The organism is Bradyrhizobium sp. CB2312 (assembly GCF_029714425.1).
Lineage (GTDB): Bacteria > Pseudomonadota > Alphaproteobacteria > Rhizobiales > Xanthobacteraceae > Bradyrhizobium.
On sequence record NZ_CP121668.1, the window covers coordinates 1059863 to 1081184 of the forward strand.

Here is a 21322-nt window from a genome sequence, read left to right on the forward strand (position 1 = left end):
GTGGCGCTCGATCCCGCTGAAATATACGTCCCTTCCGCTTCCGTCTGCTCCGATTGACCAACTACGATCGATGGAATCGACGGGCACTCCTGAAAAATCGTTCAGGCGAAGCGTTCCGGTGGCCTCGGGCGCCGGGCAGTCTACTGGCGCCTTCTATGAATGCACCGTCCAGTGGCTGCGCGAAGCGAAACGATCGGATCAAAAATTGACCGCTAAGCATTTGAAATCAGGGGCGCGCCGACACGATTCGAACGCGTGACCTTTGCCTTCGAAGGGCAGCGGTCGGGAGCGCATACGATCTCTTGGTCACGGCGTATGTACACGCGGCGGTTTATCTCAGGTGGCCAAGCGCAACGCGTTGCAAAAGCGCTGCGAAGTCGATCCGCTTTCCGGCACAACATGCACAAGCGTTCGGCGACTATCACCTGAGCTTGCGGGGGGTGAATTGGACAAGCTCAACCAACCTGATGTTAGGAGACTCAAGCTTGCACGCCTGCCTTGTCGGCATCGGCTTCTTGGGATCGACAAAGCTCCAATTAGCCCAATGCTGCATTAGCTTTGTGCGCGAATCGAAAAGTGCCGGCGGTCCGTCGTTCATTTCGAATTTCGGTCGCGCGGCGGCAGTCGAGATTAGTCAGATCTGCTTTGGGTTCGCACCCGCGCTCTCATTCTTGAGGGCCATCTGCTCGATTCCGTCGTTCGGAATAGCGAAATTCGCCGCGGCGCGTTTGGCTTGGTCGATACCAGCAAAAATACCAGCAGAGTGGACCGCTGCAGTGGGATTTTGCTTGGATTTTCAACTCTTCGCGACAGTTTTTCGAGGAAATCCGGAATCGAACCAGCGCCTTAAGTTATTGCTATCATTTAGATTTTTTCCGTAGTGCCCCTGGCCGGAATCGAACCAGCACTCCTTGCGGAACTCGATTTTGAGTCGAGCGCGTCTACCAGTTCCGCCACAGGGGCCCTCGGTCGGCCCCTCCAGGGAGGGCGTCGCGAAGCCGGCGGACTATAGCCATGGACAAAGCGAGGTCAACCCGCGCCAAAGTGATCCCGGCCGTTCTCGACAGCCGCATGGGGCGGGGTTACAGCCTTGAGACGCGACCCGTCGAGAAGAGGCTGCCGTGACGACCCAGAGTGCCGCAATAGCTGCGTTCAGGCAGGACAGCGCTGGTCCCGCGCTGACCGCCTCGGTGCTGGTCACCTTGATCGCGACGGTGACCATCGCAGGCGCCTGGTTCTTCCAGCTCGTGCTGGAGATCCTGCCCTGTCCGCTGTGCCTGGAGCAGCGCTACGCCTACTACCTCGCGATCCCGCTCGGCGCGCTGACGGCGCTTGCGGCGCGGAGCGGTGCGCCGCGGCCGCTGCTGCTCGCAGGGCTCGCCATCCTCGCGCTGGCGACGCTCGCCAATGCCGGGCTCGGCACCTATCACTCCGGCGTCGAATGGGGCTTTTGGCAGGGACCGACCGACTGCTCCGGTCCGGTGGTCAATCTCGGCAGCGCCGCCGATCTGCTGTCGAAGCTCGACACCGTGAAGGTGGTGCGCTGCGACGAGGTGCAGTGGCGCTTCCTCGGCCTTTCGCTCGCCGGCTACAACGTGCTGATCTCGCTCTTGATGGCTGCGATCGCCGCATGGGGATTTGTGCGGACGGCGAAGCGCGCGTAGCTGCCTTAGTAATAGCTGCCGTAGGGTGGGCAAAGCGAAGCGTGCCCACGATCTCCCAGCGATACGGCGTAGAATGGTGGGCACGGCGCTAACGTGCCTTTGCCCACCCTACGGCAGCGGAGTTCGTTACGGGAGCTGCGCTCCGTCAATCATCCACGTCGTCCTGCGTGCGGCCGAACAGGTGCACGATGCCCGGGGTTGCGATCGTGACGAACACGAAGCGCGAGAGGTGATGGGCGCCGACGAAGATCGGGTCGATGTGCAGGGTGAGCGCCAGCGCCAGCATCGCGTCCATCGCGCCCGGCGCGAAGGCGACGACGACGTCCGAGAACTTCACCTGCGTGGTGAGCGCGACGATGCCGACGAAGATCGCGGAGACGGCGATCGCCACAGTAAATGAGCCGAGCGCCGCGTTGATGTGGCCGGCCAGCGTCTTGATCCGCATCCGCGCGAAGCGGCTGCCGATCAGCGCGCCGATGCCGATCAGCGCCACGCCGCGCACCCAGTTCGGCAGGCCGCCCTCGACCCAGCCCGCGCCGTGCAGCACGCTGGAGGCGATCATCGCGCCGAACATCCAGCTCGCCGGAAACTTGATCAGCCGCAGCAGCAGCGCGGCGGCCAGCGAGGCCGCAACCAGCTCGACGAGGTCGAGCGGCGAGGCGATCGTCGTCGTCAGCGTCGGCGCCGCGGAGGGCGCGACGCCCGCGATCGCCAGCACCATCGGCAGCGCCGCCGTGAGGATGATGACGCGCATGGTCTGCACCACGGCGATGCCCGGCAGGTCGGCGCCGCGCTCGACCGCCAAAATCGTGATCTGCGACAGCGCGCCGGGGCTGCCGGCGAGGAAGGCCGAGGTGCGGTCCCAGCCGTGGATGCGCTGGAGGTAGTAACTCGAGCCGAAGGTGGAGCAGAAGGTGGCGAGCGCGAGCAGCCCGATGGTGAAGGGATAGGCACTGACCTGCTGGATCAGATGGCGCGAGACCACCGAGCCCAGCGAGATGCCGAGCAGCACGAGGACCGTCTGGGTCAGGATGGGCGGCAGGGACAGCTGGCGGCCGGCGATCGCGGCGATGCCGACCGCGATCATCGAGCCCGAGATCAGCCCGCCGGGAAGGCCGGCGAGCAGAAACACGAGGCCGCCGGCGGTGCCGATGACGAGCGTCTCCGCCGTGCTCAAGAGCTTGGCACGGCTCGGCCATTCGAACGGCAGGGAGGTGGTGATTTGCTTCACGCCACCTTATCGCAAATCAGCAGTAGGCGCACAATTGCAGGCTCGTCATGCCGCAATGCGCGCGCCTCCCACGGATGTGCGCGAGCCGTATTGTGACGGATTTACTTCTTTTCGGCGGCGGGGGCGGCGGTGCCGGCCTTCGCGGTCTTGATACATTCGGAGCGGAATTTCTTGCGCTCCTTGCCGTGCAGGCCCTTGGCATCGGCTTGCTTGGAGCATTCCAGCGACTCGGCCGAGCGCTCCTTCGGCGCCTTCTTGTCGGTGGCGGCGGCTTCAGTCTTGGCATCGGTCTTGGCGGCCGGCGCGGCGGTCTGTGCGAACGCGGTGCCGGAAGCCAGCAGGGAGGCGAGAGCGACGACGGCGAGGCGGGACGTGAAGGTCATGGTGTTGCACTCTTCTTGCGAGAATGGCGAAGGGCTGCGAACGTCGGCTCGTGTTGCTGAACGCGACATGAATAATTTGAACGGCGGCATCACTATATTTTGGCGGCCGGCGCCATCGCTTCCTTGTCGCAAGCGGGCGGCACGCTAGGATAGCAATGTTCGTTTCACTTCCCCAGGGCATGACCGAGGGAAGACCAAGGAGGATCCAGGGATGACCATTCAGTCGAAATTGCTGTGTGCGATCGCGGTGTCGGGCTTTGCCGTACTGGCGGCGAGCGCGCCGGCGCAGGCACTGACCTCGCAGGAGTGCAGCGCGAAATATCAGGCCGCCAAGAAGGACGGCTCGCTCGGCACCATGAAGTGGAATGACTTCCGCAAGGCCCAGTGCGGCGCGGACGCGACGCCCGCCGCGGCGCCGACCGCGGCCGCTCCGGCTGCGCCCGCTGCTCCCGCCGAGCCGAAGCAGGCGAAGAAGGAAGCGGCTCCCGCCGCGCCGACCCTGCCGGCGGGACCTGCGATCTATCCGAATGCGGTTGATCCGAAATACTCCAAGGAGACCGCCGGCAAGGCGCGCCTGCACACCTGTGTCGACCAGTACAATGCCAACAAGGCCACCAACGGCAATGGCGGCATGAAGTGGATCGAGAAGGGCGGCGGCTATTACAGCGAATGCAACAAGAAGCTGAAGGGCGCCGCCTGAGCTTCGAATTGATGCGATGGCCGGAGCGACGCTCCGGCCATTTTGCTCGGGCCCTCTGCCGCGCCTGAAGCGTGATGAGATTGGGATGAATCGTCATCGCACTTTAGGTCGTTGTTTGAGCATGATCTTTTCGGAAAACCGCTGCGCACTTTTCCGGATCATGCTCTAATCCAGCAGCTTCTCCGCCGATTTCGCCACCAGCTGCGACCGCTTGCGCGGGCCGCGCTCGACGAACAGGAGGCTCTGGCCGAAGATGAAGCAGTAGAACAGGAAAGCTTGCGCCTCGGCTTCTTCGGCCGCAAGGCCGGTCGCGCGATAGAGCTCGGCGACGTGCTTCAGCCGCACCGCATCCACGCTCGCCACCGCCGCCGCCGCATTCTCGTCCGAGCGGGCCCATTGCCGGATCGCAAGCTCGATCGCCATGCCCTCCGGATTGAGACGCTCGGAATAGAGCTGGATCACCGCCCTCAGCCGCTCGCGCGGCGCCTCGCCGTCGAGGCTGGTCTGCTGCGCGATCGAGGCCTCGCGTCCCTCGCGCCAGCGTTCCAGCATGAGATCGAGCAGCGCGGCGCGGTCGGCGAAGCGGCGGTAGAAGCCGCCCTTGGTGACGCCGAGATTCTTGGCGAGCACCTCGACCCTGACACCCTCGACCCCCGAGCGGGCGAGCTCGGCAAACCCTGCCTCGACCCAGACGTCGCCCTTGCCGTCGCTCATGAAATCAGCCTCACCGGTTCTTGATACGGTGCCGTATTGCTAACGCGACGGAGGCCTGATACGCTACCGTATCAATCAGCCAAAAAGGCGGAAAGAAAAAGGGCAGGGAGCAATTGCGATGGAGCAGGAGGCGACCTATCGCGGCACGGTGTATCCGTGGCAATGCGATCACGTCGGCCACATGAACATCATGTGGTATGTCGGCAAGTTCGACGAAGCCAACTGGAATCTGTTCGCCCGCCTCGGGCTGACGCCGAGCTACCTGCGCTCCTCCGGCCGCGGCATGGCGGCCGTGCAGCAGAACATCACCTACAGGCGCGAGCTGCTTGCCGGCGACATCGTCGAGATCCGCAGCCACTTGCTCGAAGTCCGCGACAAGTCGATCCGCTTCCGACACGACATGACGAATGCCGAGACCGGCGAGATCGCCGCAACTTGCGAGATCACGGGTGTGCACATGGACCGTGGGCTGCGCAAGTCAACGCAGTTCGCAGACGCGATCCGGGCGGTCGCTTTGAAGCATCTCGCCGAACCGGTCGGGGTCTGAGTCATGGCCGCATTCGAGCCGAAAAACCCGGGCTATCGCGCGGCGACCATTGCCATGTTCGAGGGCCAACCGGCGATGCACACGCTCGGCATCGCGATCGTACGTCTCGCGCCGGGCGAGGTCGAGCTGGCAATGCTGCATTCGCCCGCATTCACGCAGCAGAACGGCTTTATCCATGCCGGCATCATCACCGCAGGCCTCGACAACGCCTGTGGCGTTGCCGCCTTCACCCTGATGCCGGGCGAGGCGGATATCCTGACCGTCGAGTTCAAGACCACGCTGCTCGCGCCCGCCCGCGGCACGCGCTTCGTCTTCAAGGCCGAGGTGGTCAAGTCCGGCCGCACGCTGACCTTCTGCGAGGCCAAAGCCTTTGCCGAGCACGAGGGCAAGACCACGCTGATCGCCACCATGACCGGGACGTTGATGGCGATGCTGCCGCGCGTGGCGGCCTAGCGCCCGCCGGACACGATTTGCGCATGGCGCGGCGATGACATCGCGCCCGCGGCGTTCTATATGGACCCGTAACAATTCCCGGTCCCGGGCCGTATTCTTGCGGGATGGGACCGAAACGGGACGAGATATGACTGGATTTGGGAAGAAGGGCCTCGTGGCGACACGGCGCACCGCGTTGACGCTGATCGGGGCGGGCGCCCTTGCAGCGGGCGGGATCACCTCGGCGCTGGCGGCCACCGATGATGACGAGGTCCTGACCGAAACCAAGGTGCTGCGCGATCCCGACACGCCGGTCGCCGGCAATCCCGACGGCAACATCACCATCGTCGAATGGTCCGACTACAATTGTCCCTATTGCCGCAAGCTCGAGCCCGAACTGCGCCAGGTGGTCCAGGACGACGGCAAGGTGCGGCTGGTGATGAAGGACTGGCCGATCCTCGGGCCGGTCTCGGTCACCGCGGCGCGGATCGCGCTCGCGGCGAAATTCCAGGACAGGTACCACCAGTCGCATGACGCCATGATGGGGGTCAGCTCCCGCCTGACCGAGCCGCGCATCAACGAGCTGTTGGCCGCCGCCGGCGTCGACATGGACCGCCTCAAGCGCGATCTCACCGATCACGCCAAGGACATCGACGCCATCCTCAAGCGCAACAACGAGCAGGCGGAAGCTTTCGGTTTCCGCGGCACGCCGTCGTTCATCGTCGGCAAGTACCGCGTGCCCGGCGTGCTCAGCATGAACGAGTTCGAGCAGGTCATTGCCGACGCCCGCAAGGCCAAGATGAACTGAGCCGGCGCACCGGTCACGGGCCAACGCAAAGGCGCCGCCGCGGAGCCGCGACGGCGCCTTGTTTGCATTTGGCAAGTCGAGAATACTTCTCCGAAATTACTTCGACGAGATCCGGACCCAGTCCTTGTGCGCGCGGTCGCGCAGCGCGTCCCAATCGGCCTTCGCGACGTCCCAGTTCACGATGGTCCGGTTGGTGGTTGCGACCTCGCCATTGGCGACGGATGAGGTCTGCATGGAGTCATAGATATAGACGCCGCACACGAGCAGCAGCGCGCCCAGGATCATTCCGAAAAAAGTCTGCATCTGCGAACCTCCGGTGACGGGCAATAACGTCGGCCCGGAGTGATGGTTCCGCGGCGATGCGGCGCATGTAAGGAGAGGTTATTCATCCTTCATTCAGCCATTCCACCAGCTCGGCATTGATCTCGCGCGGATAGGTGTGGCTGAGATCGTCGATCTCGCGGTACGTAACGTTGGCGCCCGCCGCCGAGAGCGCAGCTTGCGTCTGGCGGGCCGTCTGCACCGGAAACATCCAGTCGAGCTTGCCGTGGGTGATGAAGATGGGCAGGCCTTGCAGGCGCGTGGCATCCGCCATCTCCGCCATCAGCGGATGGAACGTCGCCGACACCGGCGCGAGATGTGTGAAGGGCGAAGCGCCGTCGAGGCCGGTGACGTAGCAGAAGGTGCCGCCGTCGCTCATGCCGGTCAGCAGCAGGCGCGAGGCATCGATGCTCCAGCGGCTGCGTACGGTCTCGAGGATGCGCATCAGGTTCGGCGTGTCGGAATCCTCGCCCATCAGCGCCCAGGTCGGGCCGGTCGCGGTCGGCGCCACCAGGATCGCGCCGAGGCTGCGGCCGTCGCGCAGCCAGCTCCAGAGAAAACCGCGGCCATTGCCGCTGCCGCCGTGCAGCGCCATTACCAGCGGGATGGCGCGATCGGGCCTGTAATATTCGGGCACATAGACCGAGAAGCCGCCGCGGCTACCGGGCTCGTTGTGATCGTGGAAGATGCCGGTGTCGTCGCCCGCGCCGGCTTCGAGCCGCGCCAGCAGATCACCATTCTCGCGATTGGCGGCGTTGAGGAAGAAGTTGCTCACCGGCGGAAACTGCACCGCGAGCGGATAGAGCGCTTCCAGCGCGCGCGGGACGTGGCGCAGCGCACGGAAGACCGCGACGAGATCGCCATTGCCGCGCTCGACGTCGCGGATGCCGGCAAAGGCAGCGAGCGTCTCGGTGCAGGCGCGATCGAGCCGCTCGCGCAGCCCCGCGAACTGCTCCGGCCACTCCCCGATCGCAGCGTGTGCCGCTTGCAGGCCCTCATCCGGCGTGCCGATCGCATTCATCACCGAGGCGAAGGCGGGCGGATGCAAATGCCGCTGGAAGAAGCCGAGCGCTTCCAGCGCATTGAGCAGCGGCGGCAGCACGGCCACGATGTCGTCGATCACGGCCTCGCTCATCGCGGCTACCTCGGTATGGGATCAATGCAGCTTCGGCGCCTTCAGGAGCTTGAAGCGGTCGGTCGAGGTCACCGTGACGTCGAAGGTGACGCCTTCATGATGCACGGTGAGCGGTATATCGACGCCAGCGGCGCCGAGCGCCCACATCTTCCTGTAGAAGCCGGTCTGGCTCCTGACCTTCTCGCCGTCGACGGCGAGGATGACGTCACCGGTCTTGAGCTCGGCTCGCGCGGCCGGGCCGTTGGCGGAAATCCCGATCACCACCACGCGGTTGTCGATCTCGGTCGAGTACAGCCCGAGCCAGGGCCGTGCCGGTTTGTTGACGCGGCCGAACTTGCGCAAGTCCTCGAGGATCGGTTTCAAGAGATCGATCGGCACGATCATATTGACGTGCTCGGCCTTGCCCTCGCGCTCGCGTTCGAGCTGGAGCGAGCCGATGCCGATCAATTCGCCGCGCTCGTTGAGCAGCGCCGTGCCGCCCCAGTTCGGGTGCGCGGGATAGGTGAAGACGGCCTCGTCCAGCAGATATTCCCAATAGCCAGCGAATTCCTGCTTGGCCACGATCTGGCTCGCGACCGAGCGCGTGCGGCCGCCGGCGCCGCCGACCACGACGCGGTCGCCGATGCGGGTGTCCGCCGAACTGCCGAGCGGCAGGGGCTCGACGTCGAGATCGCCGAGCGCCTGCACGAGGCCGAAGCCGGTGACGGTATCGAAGCCGAGCACATGCCCTTCGACAACGCGCCCGTCGGCGAGGTGCAGCCACACCGATTCCGCCTCGGTGATGAGATAGCCGATGGTCAGCACCAACCCGTTGTCGATCACGACGCCGTTGCCGGCGCGTTCGGTGCCCAATGTTTCGGCGCTGAAAGCGTCCGGCGGGATGATGGCGTGCAGGCCGACGACGGAGCCGAGCGCGCGGTCGAGATCGAAGCCGTAGTCGCTCGCACGCGGCTGATTGGCCGGCGGCACTCTCCATTCGGTCAGGGTGGACATGGAGTTCTCCTGGCTGAGAGCATCGCTCCGCCGTGGCTGGCGGAACGACGCGCGAAGCACTCATAATTTAGGCTGGCGGCGGCCGTCTTGAAAGCCTCGTTCCCAATTATTCCGGAGAACGCCGCGTGAAATCTTCGAAAGGCACGGAAACACTGCATGCACGCGACAGGCGGTTTGCGATCCGGCACCGGCCGCATGGCTGCTGTCCGACGAGGCGCTAGGCGGCCTGCGATGAAGCTGCTAACCATTGCCGCTTCGTTTGACCAAGGGATCACGGACCGAAGCAATGGACAACCGCAGCGACATCTGGCGTGGCGTCGACACGATCAAGGGGCGTTTCATCGACCTCAGCGACAAGGTCTGGGGCATGCCCGAAGTCTGCTACACCGAGGCGCGGTCGGCCGCCGAGCATCTCGCCGAGCTGCGTCACCAGGGTTTCCGCATCACCGAGAACGTCGCGGGCATTCCGACCGCGCTGATGGGCGAGTGGGGCGAGGGCGGACCTGTGATCGCCTTCATGGGTGAATATGACGCGCTGCCCGGCCTCAGCCAGGAGGCTGGCGTTGCGGAACACCGTCCGGTCGAAACCGGCGGCCATGGTCATGGTTGCGGACACAACCTGCTCGGCTCCGCCGCGCTGCTCGCCGCGACCGCGGTCAAGGACTGGCTCGCCGAGAACAAGGTGCCGGGCCGCGTGCGCTATTACGGCTGCCCGGCGGAAGAGGGCGGCGCGGCCAAGGCCTTCATGGTGCGCTCCGGTGCCTTCGAGGACGCCGACATCGCCATCACCTGGCATCCGCACAGTTTCTGGGAAGTCGCGGTGACGCCGTCACTCGCCAACACCCGCGCCGACTTCATCTTCACCGGCCGCACCTCGCATGCGGCGGCTTCGCCCCATCTCGGCCGCTCCGCGCTCGATGCGGTGGAATTGATGAATGTCGGCGTGAACTACATGCGTGAGCACATGCCGAGCGACGCGCGCGTGCATTACGCGCTGCTCGACACCGGCGGCATCGCCCCCAACGTGGTGCAGGCCCATGCGCGCGTGCGTTATTCGATCCGCGCCCGCGACCTGCCAGGCATGAACGAGCTGGTCGGGCGCGTGAACAAGATTGCCCAGGGCGCAGCTCTGATGACCGAGACCAAGGTCGAGATGAAGATCATCTCGGCAGTTTCCAACATCCTGCCGAATGCGCCGCTGGAGCAGGCGCTGCATCGGGTGATGGAGGAGCTCGGGCCGCCGCATTTCGACGATGCGGACAAGAGCTTTGCCGGCGAGATCCGCGCGACGTTGAGCGACAAGGACATCGCGTCGGTTTATTACGCGATCGGCATGGAGCCGAGCGATCGGCCGCTGGCTGACTTCCTGGTGCCGCTCGATGCCAAGCGCAACCCGCTTGTAGGCTCGACTGATGTCGGTGACGTGAGCTGGGTGGTCCCGACCGTGCAGGTTCACGCACCGACGGTTGCAATCGGCACCCCGTTCCACACCTGGCAGGTGGTGGCGCAGGGCAAGAGCCCGCACGCCCACAAGGCCATGGTGCAGGCGGCCAAGGCGATGGCGGGCCTCGGCATCAAGGCGTTGACGCAGCCGGAACTGATCGAGGCCGCGAAAGCGGACCTCAAGAAGCGGACCGCCAAGACGCCCTATGTCTGCCCGCTGCCGGATCACGTCGCGCCACCGCTCGATATGTCCGTGGTGTAGAAAATTTCGTCTCGATACTTCGTCTGATCCAGCGAACAAATTTTTCGCAGTGCAACGTGGAATCCGGCGTATTTTGACGCCGGTTTGCCGAACGCCTGGGCTGCCGAACGCAATTTTGCCCAACAGACAGCCAGAACACCGTTCGCATACACACGGTCGGAGTTGACGCGCAGCCTATTCGGTGTGCCATCTACCGCCAGCCAAACCCGGCGGCCGCTTGCGGTCGCCTGCATCCATACCGGGAACCAGACGGGGGACAACCATGCTGGATAAAGAACTGCGTTCGATGATCGGCGATGTGAAGGACGGGCGGATGGATCGCCGCGCCTTCATCAAGCGCATGGCCGCAGTCGGCCTCACCGCGCCCCTCGCCAACCAGATTCTCGCGCTCGGCGGCGTCGCCATGGCGGAAGGTCCGCAGGTCTACAAGCCGACCAAGCGCGGCGGCGGCGGTGCGCTGAAGCTGCTGTGGTGGCAGGGCCCGACCCTGCTCAACCCGCATTTCGCCACCGGGACCAAGGACCAGGACGGCGCGCGCCTGTTCTACGAGCCGCTCGCCTGCTGGGATCCCGACGGCAACATGAAGCTGGTGCTCGCCGCCGAGATCCCCTCGGTGGAGAACGGCAGCCTGGCCGCCGACGGCAAATCGGTGACCTGGAAGCTCAAGCCCGGCGTCAAGTGGCACGACGGCAAGCCATTCACCGCCGACGATGTCGTGTTCAACTGGGAATATGCCAAGGATCTCGCCACCTCGGCGCTGACCATTAGCACCTATCGCGACATCACGGTCGAGAAGGTGGACGATCTCACGGTCCGGATCGTCTTCAACAAGCCGACGCCGTTCTGGGCCGACGCCTTCGTCGGTGCGCCCAACACCATCATCCCCAAGCATCTTTTCGCCGACTACAAGGGAGCCAAGTCCCGCGAGGCGCCGGCCAACCTCTCGCCGGTCGGCACTGGCCCCTACAAGTTCGTCGAGTTCAAGCCGGGCGATCTCGTCCGCGGCCAGCTCAATCCCGACTACCACATGCCGAACCGGCCCTATTTCGACACGGTCGAGATGAAGGGTGGCGGCGACGCCGTCTCGGCGGCGCGCGCGGTGATCCAGACCGGCGAATATGATTTCGGCTGGAACATCCAGGTCGAGGACGACGTGCTGCTGCGGCTGGAGAAGGGCGGCAAGGGCAAGACCATCTACGCCGTGGGCGGCGACACCGAGTTCATCGCGCTCAACTTCACCGACCCCAACACCGAGGTCGACGGCGAGCGCTCGTCGATGAAGACCAAGCACCCGCTGTTCTCCGACCCCGCGGTGCGCAAGGCGCTGTCGCTGCTGGTCGATCGCGAATCCGTCAAGAAGGCGATCTACGGCCGCGCCGGCCGCACCACCGCCAACTTCCTCAACGGTCCGGAGAAGTTCGTTTCCAAGAACACCACCTGGGAGTTCAGCATCGAGAAGGCCTCGAAGCTGCTCGACGATGCCGGCTGGAAGCCCGGCGCGGACGGCATCCGCGAGAAGGACGGCAAGAAGCTGAAGCTGCTGTACCAGACCTCGATCAACGGCCCGCGCCAGAAGACCCAGGCGATCATCAAGCAGGCCTGCCAGAAGGCCGGCATCGACGTCGAGCTGAAATCGGTCGTCGCCTCCGTGTTCTTCTCCTCCGACGTCGCCAATCCCGATACCTATGCGCACTTCTACGCCGACCTCGAGATGTTCCAGATCCCGCTGAGCCAGCCGGATCCGGCGCAGCACATGCGCCGCTATCTGTCGACCCTCGTCGCCACCAAGGAAAACAAGTGGCAGGGCACGAACTTCCCGCGGTGGGTCAACAAGGATTACGACGCGACCATCGAAGCCGCCGAGAGCGAGATGGATCCGGTCAAGCGCGCGGCGCTCTACATCAAGGCCAACGATCTCATGTACCAGGACACCGTGTTCATCCCGGTGCAGCATCGGCTGAAGGTGGAGGCGGCAGCCAACAATCTGCGCCCGATCATCAGCGGATGGGCCAACGAAACCGACAATCTGCACGACTGGTACCGCGAGGAATGATCACGCGCGGCTAGGCGGGGTCCTTCTTTCATGAGTCAGTATGTCCTGCGTCGCCTCCTGATCGCGATTCCGAGCCTGCTCGGAATCTCGGTCGTCCTGTTCGTCGTGCTGGCGCTGGCGCCGGGAGATCCCTTCTCGGAGCTGGCGACCAATCCGAACGTGCCGCCCGAAGTGCAGGCCGCACTTCGGGCCAAGTTCGGCCTCGACGATCCGATCTACCTTCGTTACCTGAGCTGGCTCTCCGCCATGCTGCACGGCGACTGGGGTTTCTCCTTCGTCAGCCGGATGAACGTCGATCAGCTCATCCTCCAGCGCCTGCCGGCCACGCTCTACGTGATCGGCTCGGCGCAGATCCTGGCGCTGCTGATCGCGATCCCCGTCGGCGTCTATGCTGCGACGAAGCCCTATTCGCTGTTCGACCAGATCGCCAACACGCTCGCCTTCGTCGGCTTCTCGCTGCCGACCTTCTTCACCGGCATCCTGTTCATCCTGATCTTCTCGGTCACGCTGGACTGGCTGCCTTTCGTCTACACCACCGACATCAAGGCGACCGGCATCCGCTGGGTGCTGGAGATGATCCGCCAGGCGATCATGCCGGTGGCGGTGCTCGGTCTGTTCCAGGCGGCGTCGATGACGCGCTTCGTGCGCTCGGCGATGCTCGATGTCATCAGGCTCGACTACGTCACCACGGCGCGCGCCAAGGGCCTCGGCCAGGCCAAGGTCATCATCAAGCACGTGATGCGCAACGCCATGATCCCGGTCGTGACGCTGATCGCGTTGCAGATGCCGGCGGTGTTCGGCGGCGCCATCGTCACCGAGCAGATCTTCCGGATTCCCGGCATCGGCTCGCTGCTGATCTCCTCCATCCTTTCCAACGACACGCCGGTGGTGATGGCCGTCACCTTCGTCTTCGCGTGCCTCGTGGTGCTGTTCAACCTCATCGCGGACGTCCTATATGGCTGGCTTGACCCTCGCATCTCCCTCCGCTGAGCGGGGCGTCTACTCGCCCTGGCGCGAGACGTGGCGGCGCTACAGCCGCCACAAGCTCGCCGTGATCAGCGCCTTCCTGCTGCTCATCCTGATCCTGGCGGTCGTCGTCGGCCCCTTCGTCTGGCGCATCAAGATCAACGACATCGACATCGTGGCGGGCCTGCAGGGGCCCTCGCTCGCGCATCCCTTCGGGACCGACGATCTCGGCCAGGATATCCTGGCCCGCATGATCTATGGCGGGCGGATCTCGCTCGCGGTCGGGCTCGCCGCGATGCTGGTCTCGGTGGTCATCGGCACGCTGATCGGCGCGCTCGCCGGCATGTCGCGCGGCGCGCTCGGGCACGGCCTGATGTGGCTCACCGACCTGTTCCTGTCGCTGCCACAACTGCCCTTGCTGCTGCTGCTCATCTATCTGTTCCGCGACGGGCTGAAGTCGATGTTCGGTCCCGAGGGCGGCATCTTCATCCTGATCGTGCTCGTCATTGGCGGCCTGCGGTGGATGCCGGTCGCCCGCCTCGTGCGCGCGCAGTTCCTGTCGATCCGCGAGAAGGAGTTCGTGGAGGCGGCACGCGCGCTCGGCGCGAGCCCGGTGCGGCAGGTGGTGCGGCACATCCTGCCCAATGCGGTCGGGCCCGTGATCATTGCCGGCACGATCGACGTCGCGGCCGCCATCATCGCCGAATCGACGCTGTCCTTCCTCGGCCTCGGCTTCCCGCCTGACACCCCGACCTGGGGCCGGCTATTGTTCGACGCCAAGGACTTTCTCGACATCGGCCCGCACTGGGCGCTGTTTCCGGGCGGCGCGATCTTCATCGCCGTGGTCGCCATCAACTTCATCGGCGACGGTCTGCGTGACGCGCTCGATGCGCGACGGGTGATCTGATGGCGCCGCTGCTCGAGATCAAAGGCCTCAAGACTCATTTCTCCACCGACGACGGCATCCTCCAGGCCGTCGACGGCGTCGACATCTCGATCAACCGCGGCGAGACGCTCTGCGTCGTCGGCGAGTCCGGCTGCGGCAAGACCGTGACCGCGATGTCGATCCTGAAGCTGATCGCGATGCCGCCGGGCCGTATCGCGGCGGGCCAGATCATCTTCGAGGGCCGCGACCTGGTGCCGCTGACGAGCAATCAGCTCGACGAGATCCGCGCCAAGGAGATCGGCTTCATCTTCCAGGAGCCGATGACCTCGCTCAACCCGGTGCTCACCGTCGGCGAGCAGATCGCCGAGAGCCTGCGCCGCCATGAGGCGGTGACCAAGAAGCAGGCGCTCGAGCGCACCATCGAGATGCTGAAGCTGGTGCAGATTCCGAACGCCGAAGGCCGCGTGCACAATTATCCGCACCAGTTCTCCGGCGGCATGCGCCAGCGCGTGATGATCGCGATGGCGCTCGCCTGCAAGCCGAAGCTGATCATCGCCGACGAGCCCACCACCGCGCTCGACGTCACCATCCAGGCGCAGATCCTCGATCTGCTCCAGGACATGAAGGAGCGTTTCGGCATGGCGGTGATGCTGATCACCCATGCCATGGGCGTCGTCGCCGAGACTGCGCAGCGCGTCGTCGTGATGTATGCCGGCAAGGTGGTGGAGGAGGCCCCCGTCGACGATCTCTTCGCCGATCCCCGCCATCCCTATACGCGAGGCCTGATCCGCTCGATCCCGCGCATCGATCTCGACAGCGAGCACAAGACGCGGCTCGAAGCGATCGGCGGCTCGGTGCCGATCCTGATCAATCCGCCGGTCGGCTGCCGCTTTGCGCCGCGCTGCAAGTTTGCCATGAACGTCTGCACCGAGAGGGAGCCGCTGCTGCGCGAGGTCGCGCCCGGCCACCGCATGGCCTGTCATCTGGGAGATCCGCAGTTGGGGAACGTGTCATGAGCGAGCCCTTGCTCCGCGTCAGCGGCCTGAAGAAACACTTCCCCGTGCTCGGCGGCCTGCTCTCGCGCCAGGTCGGCAGCGTCTATGCGGTCGACGGCGTGTCGTTCTCCGTCAATCGCGGCGAGACGCTGGGCCTCGTCGGCGAATCCGGCTGCGGCAAGTCGACGACGGGGCGCTGCGTGCTGCGCCTGATCGAGCCGACCGACGGCGAGGTCACCTTCGACGGCCAGGATGTGCGCCAGCTCGGCGGCGCTGACCTGCGCGCGATGCGGCGGAACATGCAGCTGGTGTTCCAGGATCCCTTCGCCTCGCTCAATCCGCGCATGACGGTCGGCGCCATCCTCGGCGAAGCCTTCACCATCCATAATCTCGCATCCTCCGCCAAGGAGCGCGAGGAGCGGGTCGCGGCCCTGCTCGTGAAGGTCGGGCTCAAGGCCGAGCACATGCGGCGCTATCCGCATGAATTCTCCGGCGGCCAGCGCCAGCGCATCGTGATCGCGCGCGCGCTCGCGGTCGAGCCGAAGCTGATCGTCTGCGACGAGCCGGTCTCTGCGCTCGACGTTTCGATCCAGGCCCAGGTGATCAATCTCCTGGAAGACCTCCAGGCCGAGTTGAACCTCACCTATCTCTTCGTCGCGCACGACCTGTCGGTGGTCGAGCACATCTCCGACCGCGTCGCGGTGATGTATCTCGGCCGCATCGTCGAGCTGGCGAAAGCCAGCGACCTCTACCGCCATCCGCAGCATCCCTACACCAGGGCGCTGTTGTCGGCGGTGCCGGTGCCCGATCCAAAGCTCAAGCGCGAGCGCATCCGCCTCAAGGGCGACGTGCCAAGCCCGATGAAGCCGCCGTCAGGCTGCCACTTCCACACCCGCTGCCCGATCGCCCAGCCGCGCTGCGCCGAAAGCGCGCCCGAGCTGAAGGAAGGAGCGAGCGGTCACTTCGTGGCGTGCCATCTGGCGTAGTGCGATGAACCCGCAGGGTGGCCACAGCGCTTGCGCGCCTTTGCCCACACTGCGCATATTCATCCATGATGCAGGCCATATTCCGAAAGGGCGTGCCTGAACGCCTCGATCGACGTGTGGTGATGCGCGAACAGGCCTGCCTCGCGAGCGCCGGCAACATTGGCCATGAGATCGTCAATGAACAGCGCGCTCTGCGGCATCACGTTGAGCTCGGACAGGCAGCGGCGATAGCAGCGCGGGTCCGGCTTCGCCGTCTTGAACTGGGCCGAGGCATAGATTCTCGAGCCGAACAGCGGACGCAAGTCCGGCAGCAGCGTGTCGACATGGTCGGCGACCAGCGTGGTGTTGTTGGTCAGGACGGCAATGTCGACGGTCTCGCGCAGGCGACGGACAATCTCCAGCATCGCGGAATTCGCCTGCATCGAACGGCGCCGCGCCTCCACCCACTCCTCGAGCGACAGCGGATAGCCCATGCGTTCGCCGAAGCCTCGAAGATAAGCCGCAGCATCGAGCGTGCCGGAATCGCCGAGCGCCTCGAAGCCGCTCTCCCAGATCGCCTCGTGGATGAACGCGCTGGTCGTCCCCGCCAGCTTTGCCAGGCAGGCGACGCGCTTCGCCCTGTCGTAGTCGCAGAGCACGTTGTCCATGTCGAACAGGACGAGCTTGATGGCCTCAGTCACGGCAACACTCTCAAATCGGCCGAACATCCGGCCGTGACTGCAGTCATATCGCGCCGAAACGCGGCCGACAAATCAGCGTGGCTATGATGGTCGGCGATGGCCAAGCTGGTGCAGCAGCGTATCGATGGCCGGCACCGCACAGGTCTCGCGCAGCCATTTTTCGGCCTGGTCTCTCAGCTCACCCGGGGACGCCGAGCCGTTCGGCCCGAAGTCGAACCGCTCGTAGAACTTCATGAAATAGGCGACGTCGATCGTGAGCAGGGCGACGCCGGCGAAGCTGCCGTCGGGATGGTCGATCCGGCGTGAGGCCGTGACGATCCATTGGCCGCCGGCGCGGCTCTTGATCGGCCGCCCCATCAGCGTGCCCTTGTCCGCGGAGTCGCGGTGCTGCCGGAAATAGTCGCGATCGCTGTTGTTGAACCTGGAGAGATCGACATGCTCGGTCGTGGCGAGCCAGCGGCCGGTCTCGTCATAGACGAAGATGCCGCGGATGCGGTCCGATGATTTGCGGGTCGGCAGGTAGGTCTGGAGCTTTGTGATCGTGTCGGGGCCCGTCCCGTCGAGCTCGAGCCGGTGCACCAGCCCGCCCAGGATCGTATCGGCGAGCTCGAAGGTGTCGTCGGCATGCTGGATCAGCGAGTGCGCCAGTTTGGCAACATCGATCTCGGCGTTCCTGAGCTCGGCATCGCGCGCCTCCCATTCGCGCCAGGCGCTCAAGCCGAGGATCGCCGCGCAGATCAGCACGACGAAGCCCGCCGCCCAGAGCGGAAGGCGCGTCTTGCCGAGGTCGCGGCTGGTGACCATCAGGCTTGCTCCAAATCGGCGCAAACCTCTCACCTTGGCCTTAACGGCCTGTTGCAACATCCATGATGATTGTGCGGAGCCGTATTCGACCGGAGACAATCTCCGACATTGCGACAGGTTGTGGTCGAAGGATGTTAACCAAGCCGCCGCGCAATGGCTCCGCTTCCTATTCGCTGCGTCATTCCTCCAGCGTGAAGCCGACGCGCAGCGTTACCTGATAATGGCGCACAGCGTTGTTCTCGATGTGGCCGCGCGTCTGCACCACCTCGAACCATTTCATCTCACGCACGGTCTTGGCGGCGCGGCTGACCGCATTCTTGATCGCATCCTCGATCGAGGTCTCGGACGATCCGACCAGTTCCAGGATCTTGTAGACGTGATCCTTCTCGGCTGTGGGCATGACTGTTCTCCCCTTGTGTGGCGGCGTGACCTGGATGCTTCGACCGCAAGCCCGCCGGCTTTCGCGAGACATGCGGCATCCATTGAACGGATGCCGGCGCTTCGGGTTCCCTCCGGCCGCAGAGTGAGGCCGGCGACGGCCGCCTGCCCTCGGGTTTGGTGAAAGGATGGGGGAATCGGTGCAGGTCTGGTTTTTGTAAGTGCACGAAAATCTGGCTCGCATAAGCGGGCGGCGATCCCGAATTTGCGCGCCGGCAGCATGGCTGCACTTGCCGGTCCGAATGCGGGCGAGTTAATTTCTGCGCCTTTCCTGGCCTGTTCGATGTGTGATGATGATCGACCGTTGGACGAGGGGCGCTCTGGTTGCGATCGGTCTCTGCGCCGTGCCTGCGCCAGGCATCGCGCAGGACGATCTTGATGTCGCGCCGGACAGCCTGACGCTGCAAGTGACGACCGATCCTTCCATGATCGAGTGCCGGCGGCTGGAGACGGTGAATCCGGCCTCGCTCGCGTTCCTGCCGCTGCGCCGGACCTTCAACGACGATTTCGACGAGCATCCGCTCGCGACCGGGCGCTGGGTGCCGCATTACGCCGGCGGTGCGGCGTGGCCTGAGGCACGCTATTGGGGCGGCGACGGCTCCGACTTCAAGCGCAAGACCAGCGCCAATGGCGAGCAGCAGATCTATGTCGATCCGCGCTACGCGGGGCGCGCCGCAACGCCGCTCGGGCTCGATCCGTTCAAGGTCAAGGACGGCGTGCTGTCGATCGTCGCGCGCCGCACGCCGCCGGAATTGAAGCCGGTGCTGTTCAACAACGAGTACATCTCGGGGATCCTCACCACGCAAGGCACGTTCGCGCAGAAGCACGGTTATTTCGAGATCCGCGCCAAGCTGCCGGTTGGCCATGCGGTGTGGCCGGCGTTCTGGATGCTGGCGGACGACGGCGGCTGGCCGCCGGAGGTCGACGTGCTGGAAGGCCGCGGCGAGCGGCCGGGCGATCTCGTCATGACCACGCATTGGCGGATCCCCTCGACCCAGAAGATCCAGTCCTGCGGCTTCGATTTCGCGGTCGGCGATGCCTCCAGCGCGTTTCATAATTACGGCGTGCTGTGGGAGGAAGACCGGCTGATCTATTTCATCGACCGTAGGCCGGTCTCCGACATCAAGGTGCCGATCGGCTTCGACGATCCCATGTGCATGATTGTCAATCTCGCGATCGGATCGAAATTCTTTCTCGGCGTCGGTCCCGTCGATGCGGAATCGCCCCCGAGCGTCACCTTCGAGATCGACCGGGTCTCGGTCTATCAGATCGACATGGCGCAGGCGCGGAGATAGCGATGCTCGCAAAATTCTCGCGGCGCGGTTTTGCAAAGCTCGCCGGCGTCGCCGCGCTTGGCGCAGCGGCGGGTGCCAGGGGCGCGGAGAATGACGCGCCGGCGATGGACCGCCACGCGCCGGCACCGTTCCCGAAGGAGTTTCTGTGGGGCACGGCGACCTCGTCCTACCAGATCGAGGGCGCGGTCAACGAGGATGGCCGCGGCAAGTCGATCTGGGACATCTTCAGCCACACGCCCGGCAAGATCGAGGACGGCTCGACCGGCGACCGCGCCAACGAGCATTATCACCGATACAAGGAGGACGTCGCGCTGATCAAGGCGCTCGGCGTCAAGGCTTACCGTTTCTCGATCGCCTGGCCACGGGTGTTTCCCGAAGGCTCAGGCCAGCCCAATCCCAACGGGCTCGACTTCTACAACCGTCTCGTCGACGAGCTGCTCGCGAACGGCATCACACCCTACGTCACGCTCTATCACTGGGATCTGCCGCAGGCGCTGCAGGACCGTGTCGGCGGCTGGCAGTCGAGCGACACCTCGAAGGCGTTTGCCGATTACGCCGCCTATGTTGCGGCGCGCCTGACCGATCGCGTGAAGACCATCTTCACCGTCAACGAGGTCGGGCGCTTCGTGAATTTCGGCTATGGCTGGGGCATCGACGCGCCCGGCCTCAAGCTGCCGACGGCGCAGCTCAACCAGGCCCGCCATCACGTCGCGCTGGGACACGGGCTTGCGGTGCAGGCGATCCGCGCCTCCGCTCGTGCCGGCACCCGCGTCGGCGCGGCCGAGAACATCGCCGCCTGCGTGCCGGCGATCGCGACGCCGGACAACATCCGCGCCGCCGAGATCGCGACGCGCGAGCTCAATGCCGGCTTTCTCGGCGTGGTGCTGGACGGCAAGTACACCGACGGCTTCCTCGCCTATGCCGGCGCGGATGCGCCAAAATTCACCCCTGAGGAGTTGAAGATCATCGGCACGCCGAACGATTTCGTCGGTCTCAACATCTACGCGCCGCAGTTCTACGTCACCGCGTCCGAGCGCGCGCCGGGCTTCCACGTGCTGCCGTTTCCGGGCTCGTTCCCGCACATGAACTCGGAATGGCTGCGCATCGGGCCCGAAGTGATCTACTGGGCGCCGCGCCTCGCGGCAAAGATCTGGAACATCGAGAACATCTACATCAGCGAGAACGGCACCTCGTCGGAGGACAAGATCGCCGCCGACGGCCAGGTCTACGACCTCGACCGCATCATGTTCCTGCGCAACTACCTGACCCAGATGCAGCGCGCCATCAGCGAGGGCGTGCCGATCCGCGGCTATTTCCTCTGGAGCCTGATGGACAATTTCGAGTGGATCTTCGGCTACGGCAAGCGCTTCGGCGTCTATCGCGTCGACTTCGAGACCCAGGCGAGAGTCCCGAAGCTGAGCGCCGCGTTCTATCGGGACGTGATCGCGCGAAACGCGATCGGGGTGTGAGCCGAGGACGCGTGCTGCATTCTGACGCGGCGCGGGCATCCCGGCCGCTCTGTTGCAATAGAAACAAAGGTCCAGCGATCGGAAACATTCCCGTAGTGCGGCCCACGCACAGAAGGG

The 21322-nt window shown here is 64.8% G+C and carries 21 protein-coding genes, 2 tRNA genes and 1 pseudogene; 13 read left to right on the plus strand and 11 right to left on the minus strand.

Annotation, left to right across the window (positions count from 1 at the left end):
• Positions 1 to 233: 233 nt before the first annotated feature.
• Together QA642_RS05000 and QA642_RS05005 are read right to left on the minus strand one after the other, a co-directional pair.
• Positions 234 to 352: transfer RNA gene (locus tag QA642_RS05000), tRNA-Arg, on the minus strand.
• Positions 353 to 881: 529 nt separating this feature from the next.
• Positions 882 to 963, minus strand: a tRNA-Leu gene (locus tag QA642_RS05005).
• 158 nt (positions 964 to 1121) lie between these two features.
• Between QA642_RS05005 and QA642_RS05010 the strand changes: the two genes are divergently transcribed.
• Positions 1122 to 1664 carry a disulfide bond formation protein B gene (locus tag QA642_RS05010; protein WP_283083664.1) on the plus strand — a complete coding sequence of 181 codons (543 nt, stop codon included), beginning with the start codon at positions 1122 to 1124 and terminating at the stop codon, positions 1662 to 1664.
• A gap of 145 nt (positions 1665 to 1809) precedes the next feature.
• On the opposite strand, the gene QA642_RS05015 is transcribed toward QA642_RS05010, so the two are convergent.
• Complete coding sequence (locus QA642_RS05015) at positions 1810 to 2895, minus strand: AbrB family transcriptional regulator (RefSeq protein WP_283083665.1); 1086 nt, start codon at positions 2893 to 2895, stop codon at positions 1810 to 1812.
• Between the two features lie 101 nt (positions 2896 to 2996).
• Positions 2997 to 3278, minus strand: coding sequence for a PsiF family protein (locus tag QA642_RS05020; RefSeq protein ID WP_283083666.1), 282 nt, complete (start codon positions 3276 to 3278; stop codon positions 2997 to 2999).
• A 211-nt stretch (positions 3279 to 3489) separates the two neighbouring features.
• On the opposite strand from QA642_RS05020, the gene QA642_RS05025 reads away from it, so the two are divergent.
• On the plus strand, positions 3490 to 3978 hold the full coding sequence (locus QA642_RS05025) for a hypothetical protein (RefSeq protein WP_283083667.1): 489 nt from the start codon (positions 3490 to 3492) through the stop codon (positions 3976 to 3978).
• 165 nt (positions 3979 to 4143) lie between these two features.
• Here the strand turns inward: QA642_RS05025 and QA642_RS05030 are convergent, their stop codons facing one another.
• Positions 4144 to 4692 carry a TetR/AcrR family transcriptional regulator gene (locus QA642_RS05030; protein WP_283083668.1) on the minus strand — a complete coding sequence of 183 codons (549 nt, stop codon included), beginning with the start codon at positions 4690 to 4692 and terminating at the stop codon, positions 4144 to 4146.
• 118 nt (positions 4693 to 4810) lie between these two features.
• Here QA642_RS05030 and QA642_RS05035 point away from each other — a divergent pair, with 118 nt between their 5' ends.
• The 3 genes from QA642_RS05035 to QA642_RS05045 all read left to right on the plus strand — a co-directional run bounded on the left by QA642_RS05035 (position 4811) and on the right by QA642_RS05045 (position 6479).
• Positions 4811 to 5239: an acyl-CoA thioesterase gene (locus QA642_RS05035; RefSeq protein WP_283083669.1), complete on the plus strand. Its 429-nt coding sequence runs from the start codon at positions 4811 to 4813 to the stop codon at positions 5237 to 5239.
• 3 nt (positions 5240 to 5242) lie between these two features.
• The gene (locus QA642_RS05040) at positions 5243 to 5692 is read left to right on the plus strand and encodes a PaaI family thioesterase (protein WP_283083670.1); all 450 of its coding nucleotides are present in this window, start codon (positions 5243 to 5245) and stop codon (positions 5690 to 5692) included.
• Positions 5693 to 5819: 127 nt separating this feature from the next.
• Positions 5820 to 6479 (plus strand): DsbA family protein, encoded by a 660-nt coding sequence (locus QA642_RS05045; protein ID WP_283083671.1) that lies wholly within the window; start codon positions 5820 to 5822, stop codon positions 6477 to 6479.
• 96 nt (positions 6480 to 6575) lie between these two features.
• Here the strand turns inward: QA642_RS05045 and QA642_RS05050 are convergent, their stop codons facing one another.
• The 3 genes from QA642_RS05050 to QA642_RS05060 form a co-directional block, all read right to left on the minus strand.
• Complete coding sequence (locus QA642_RS05050; RefSeq protein ID WP_283083672.1) at positions 6576 to 6782, minus strand: hypothetical protein; 207 nt, start codon at positions 6780 to 6782, stop codon at positions 6576 to 6578.
• An 82-nt stretch (positions 6783 to 6864) separates the two neighbouring features.
• Positions 6865 to 7935, minus strand: coding sequence for a phospholipase (locus QA642_RS05055; protein WP_283083673.1), 1071 nt, complete (start codon positions 7933 to 7935; stop codon positions 6865 to 6867).
• A 21-nt stretch (positions 7936 to 7956) separates the two neighbouring features.
• The gene (locus tag QA642_RS05060; protein WP_283083674.1) at positions 7957 to 8928 is read right to left on the minus strand and encodes a S1C family serine protease; all 972 of its coding nucleotides are present in this window, start codon (positions 8926 to 8928) and stop codon (positions 7957 to 7959) included.
• 286 nt (positions 8929 to 9214) lie between these two features.
• Between QA642_RS05060 and QA642_RS05065 the strand changes: the two genes are divergently transcribed.
• From QA642_RS05065 to QA642_RS05090, 6 genes are all read left to right on the plus strand, one after another.
• Complete coding sequence (locus QA642_RS05065; protein ID WP_283083675.1) at positions 9215 to 10633, plus strand: M20 family metallopeptidase; 1419 nt, start codon at positions 9215 to 9217, stop codon at positions 10631 to 10633.
• Between the two features lie 262 nt (positions 10634 to 10895).
• On the plus strand, positions 10896 to 12686 hold the full coding sequence (locus QA642_RS05070; RefSeq protein WP_283083676.1) for a peptide ABC transporter substrate-binding protein: 1791 nt from the start codon (positions 10896 to 10898) through the stop codon (positions 12684 to 12686).
• A gap of 30 nt (positions 12687 to 12716) precedes the next feature.
• Positions 12717 to 13676: an ABC transporter permease gene (locus QA642_RS05075; protein ID WP_283083677.1), complete on the plus strand. Its 960-nt coding sequence runs from the start codon at positions 12717 to 12719 to the stop codon at positions 13674 to 13676.
• Positions 13642 to 14559, plus strand: a complete 918-nt coding sequence (locus QA642_RS05080) for an ABC transporter permease (protein WP_283083678.1) — start codon at positions 13642 to 13644, stop codon at positions 14557 to 14559. Before QA642_RS05075 ends, QA642_RS05080 begins: the two co-directional genes overlap by 35 nt.
• Entirely contained in the window at positions 14559 to 15554 is a 996-nt protein-coding gene (locus QA642_RS05085; protein WP_283083679.1) for an ABC transporter ATP-binding protein, read from the plus strand. Before QA642_RS05080 ends, QA642_RS05085 begins: the two co-directional genes overlap by 1 nt.
• Positions 15551 to 16519 carry a dipeptide ABC transporter ATP-binding protein gene (locus QA642_RS05090; RefSeq protein WP_283083680.1) on the plus strand — a complete coding sequence of 323 codons (969 nt, stop codon included), beginning with the start codon at positions 15551 to 15553 and terminating at the stop codon, positions 16517 to 16519. The genes QA642_RS05085 and QA642_RS05090 overlap by 4 nt, the downstream gene beginning before the upstream one ends.
• A 59-nt stretch (positions 16520 to 16578) precedes the next feature.
• Here QA642_RS05090 and QA642_RS05095 read toward each other — a convergent pair whose 3' ends face one another.
• The 3 genes and pseudogenes from QA642_RS05095 to QA642_RS05105 form a co-directional block, all read right to left on the minus strand.
• Positions 16579 to 17226: an HAD family phosphatase gene (locus QA642_RS05095; protein ID WP_283083681.1), complete on the minus strand. Its 648-nt coding sequence runs from the start codon at positions 17224 to 17226 to the stop codon at positions 16579 to 16581.
• A gap of 159 nt (positions 17227 to 17385) precedes the next feature.
• Positions 17386 to 18003 (minus strand): annotated as a pseudogene (locus tag QA642_RS05100) (cache domain-containing protein); the annotation flags it as partial.
• A gap of 178 nt (positions 18004 to 18181) precedes the next feature.
• Positions 18182 to 18403 (minus strand): dodecin, encoded by a 222-nt coding sequence (locus tag QA642_RS05105; protein ID WP_283083682.1) that lies wholly within the window; start codon positions 18401 to 18403, stop codon positions 18182 to 18184.
• Positions 18404 to 18734: 331 nt separating this feature from the next.
• Between QA642_RS05105 and QA642_RS05110 the strand changes: the two genes are divergently transcribed.
• Complete coding sequence (locus QA642_RS05110; protein ID WP_283086807.1) at positions 18735 to 19736, plus strand: glycoside hydrolase family 16 protein; 1002 nt, start codon at positions 18735 to 18737, stop codon at positions 19734 to 19736.
• Between the two features lie 2 nt (positions 19737 to 19738).
• Complete coding sequence (locus QA642_RS05115; protein ID WP_283083683.1) at positions 19739 to 21205, plus strand: GH1 family beta-glucosidase; 1467 nt, start codon at positions 19739 to 19741, stop codon at positions 21203 to 21205.
• Positions 21206 to 21322: the final 117 nt, after the last annotated feature.

Bases quoted from the DNA above. Each gene is read 5' to 3' on its own strand.
- QA642_RS05020 (WP_283083666.1), bottom strand. From the start codon at position 3,278: ATGACCTTCACGTCCCGCCTCGCCGTCGTCGCTCTCGCCTCCCTGCTG.
- QA642_RS05025 (WP_283083667.1), top strand. From the start codon at position 3,490: ATGACCATTCAGTCGAAATTGCTGTGTGCGATCGCGGTGTCGGGCTTT.
- QA642_RS05030 (WP_283083668.1), bottom strand. From the start codon at position 4,692: ATGAGCGACGGCAAGGGCGACGTCTGGGTCGAGGCAGGGTTTGCCGAG.
- QA642_RS05035 (WP_283083669.1), top strand. From the start codon at position 4,811: ATGGAGCAGGAGGCGACCTATCGCGGCACGGTGTATCCGTGGCAATGC.
- QA642_RS05040 (WP_283083670.1), top strand. From the start codon at position 5,243: ATGGCCGCATTCGAGCCGAAAAACCCGGGCTATCGCGCGGCGACCATT.
- QA642_RS05045 (WP_283083671.1), top strand. From the start codon at position 5,820: ATGACTGGATTTGGGAAGAAGGGCCTCGTGGCGACACGGCGCACCGCG.
- QA642_RS05050 (WP_283083672.1), bottom strand. From the start codon at position 6,782: ATGCAGACTTTTTTCGGAATGATCCTGGGCGCGCTGCTGCTCGTGTGC.
- QA642_RS05055 (WP_283083673.1), bottom strand. From the start codon at position 7,935: ATGAGCGAGGCCGTGATCGACGACATCGTGGCCGTGCTGCCGCCGCTG.
- QA642_RS05060 (WP_283083674.1), bottom strand. From the start codon at position 8,928: ATGTCCACCCTGACCGAATGGAGAGTGCCGCCGGCCAATCAGCCGCGT.
- QA642_RS05065 (WP_283083675.1), top strand. From the start codon at position 9,215: ATGGACAACCGCAGCGACATCTGGCGTGGCGTCGACACGATCAAGGGG.
- QA642_RS05070 (WP_283083676.1), top strand. From the start codon at position 10,896: ATGCTGGATAAAGAACTGCGTTCGATGATCGGCGATGTGAAGGACGGG.
- QA642_RS05075 (WP_283083677.1), top strand. From the start codon at position 12,717: ATGAGTCAGTATGTCCTGCGTCGCCTCCTGATCGCGATTCCGAGCCTG.
- QA642_RS05080 (WP_283083678.1), top strand. From the start codon at position 13,642: ATGGCTGGCTTGACCCTCGCATCTCCCTCCGCTGAGCGGGGCGTCTAC.
- QA642_RS05085 (WP_283083679.1), top strand. From the start codon at position 14,559: ATGGCGCCGCTGCTCGAGATCAAAGGCCTCAAGACTCATTTCTCCACC.
- QA642_RS05090 (WP_283083680.1), top strand. From the start codon at position 15,551: ATGAGCGAGCCCTTGCTCCGCGTCAGCGGCCTGAAGAAACACTTCCCC.
- QA642_RS05095 (WP_283083681.1), bottom strand. From the start codon at position 17,226: ATGTTCGGCCGATTTGAGAGTGTTGCCGTGACTGAGGCCATCAAGCTC.
- QA642_RS05105 (WP_283083682.1), bottom strand. From the start codon at position 18,403: ATGCCCACAGCCGAGAAGGATCACGTCTACAAGATCCTGGAACTGGTC.
- QA642_RS05110 (WP_283086807.1), top strand. From the start codon at position 18,735: ATGATCGACCGTTGGACGAGGGGCGCTCTGGTTGCGATCGGTCTCTGC.
- QA642_RS05115 (WP_283083683.1), top strand. From the start codon at position 19,739: ATGCTCGCAAAATTCTCGCGGCGCGGTTTTGCAAAGCTCGCCGGCGTC.